1 protein-coding gene is annotated in these 1,809 nt (G+C 76.3%); it reads right to left on the reverse strand.

All coding sequences use genetic code 11. The features are described from left to right. Positions 1–125: 125 nt before the first annotated feature. Positions 126–1,610, reverse strand: coding sequence for a hypothetical protein (locus AB0O67_RS37270; RefSeq protein WP_365460540.1), 1,485 nt, complete (start codon positions 1,608–1,610; stop codon positions 126–128). Positions 1,611–1,809: the final 199 nt, after the last annotated feature.

Raw genomic sequence — 1,809 nt, forward strand, 5'->3', positions numbered from 1 at the left:
ACCACCACCCCCCCCGCGCGGGGTTCCGGCGCCGGCGGCCCCCCCTCCTGGTGCGCGCCCGCGCCCCCCGGGGAATGTGACGGGGGCCCCCCCCGCCCGGGGGGCCGCCGCCTTCATGTGCCGGTTCACCGGGGCAGCCGCGCCCCCGGCTTCTCCAGCGGCACGGCCTTGCCGTCCGTGCCGACCACCTTCCGGTCGCCGAGCGGTTGCTCCAGCTGCACGGTCCGGTGCTGCACCTTGGCGATCAGGATGCAGACCTTGTCCTTCCAGGGCTTCTCGGTCACCGTCACGGTCACCTCGCCGGGCGCCTCGGCCGCCTTCGCCGTGTAGTCGGCGCACACCCCGCCAGTGAAGCTCACGGTCAGCTCCCGTCCCTCGGCGGTGTAGCCCTCCACCCGGACGTCCCGGGTGCTCGGCCCGGCGCCCGGTTCGGACGGCCGTGGGCTGGGCTGCCCCTCCGGCGGCGCCGAGCTCAGGTACTTCGGGTCGATCGCCGGATACGTCACCGTGAAGCTGTCCTGCGCCCCCGGCGCCCGCACCTCGAACAGCCAGGCCGGCACCAGCGCCGGCCGGGTGCCCACCGAGTGCGAGGCCAGCCCGAACACCGCGTTTTCGACGGCGATCTGCTCCCGCCGCGGAGCGCTCGGCGCGTCCCCGCAGGGCGTCGACTCCTGCTCGCCCTCCAGCGGTACGGGGCTGGCGCAGCCGCCGATGCCGGCCCGCGGGGCGGTTTCCTGCGCCCCGTTCATCAGCTCCAGCGTCCGCTCGGCGCTCAGCACGGGGTACGTCGCCCCCTTCTGCGGCGCGGTCAGCTGACCGCTGGCGGCCACCACGTCGCCCTGGGCTCCGACCGTGACTCCGGTGGGCCAGCCGTACGTCGGCAGTCCGCCGACCACCGGGTCGGCGTTCACCACCCGCTGGGCGCCCATGACCAGGCCGGCCTGCACCTTGGCGGAGTCCTGTCCGACCGCTTTCAGGATCGGTGCGGCCGCTTTCCTCGCGGCCGACTCGTTCACCCGCTCCTCGGAACCCGTCGCAGGGCCCTTGGCGCACACCGTGAAGCTTCGGCAGTTGTCCGTTCCGGGGTTGTAGCGGTGGAACGTCCAGGTGCCGGGCGCCTCCCGGTTCACCTGGAGGCTGGGGCCCTGGCCGTCGCGGCCCCCGATCCGCCAGGCCGTTCCCTCGGCGACGGGCGTCCCGTCGAGGCCGAGCGCGCCGGCGAGCTGCACCACGTCCTCCTCGGTGACCTCGCCCCTCGGCCAGTGCACGGCCGCCGAGCCGGGGCCCTGCGGGAGAGTGCCGTCGGCCTTGTAGGTGACGCCGTTCGGGTCGGGCTCGCCGGGGGCGATGCCGTTCGGAGCGCCGGATGACGAGTAGCCGTCGAGGGCGAGCGGCGGGGGAGTGGCGTTCCCCGCCGGGGCACCGGAGCCGGTGCCACCACCGGCCGAGGCAGCGAGGTAGGCGCCGCCGCCCCCGGCCAGCAGCACGGCGGCGGCCACGGAGGCGATGACGGCGGGGGAGCGGCGCCGGGCGGCCCCGGGGGCACGCTGCGCGCCCCCGCTCCCGCGTTCCGCCCGGCCGAGGTCACGTCCCCCGGCGCCGACCCCCACGCCCTCCCAGCCCCGCGCGTCGTCCGGCTCCGCCGCCTGCGCGTAGTCCGGCTTCGAGCGCTGCGCGGTGTCCGGCTCCGGGGCGTGCCCGTCGTCCGGCTCCGGGGCCCGCACGTGGTCCGGCTTCGGGGCCCGCACGTCGTCCGGAGCCGGGGCCAGAAATTCCTCCAAACGCCGAAGCTCGCTACCCTGCCCCCAA

This window comes from Streptomyces sp. NPDC086077 (assembly GCF_040686175.1).
GTDB lineage: Bacteria > Actinomycetota > Actinomycetes > Streptomycetales > Streptomycetaceae > Streptomyces.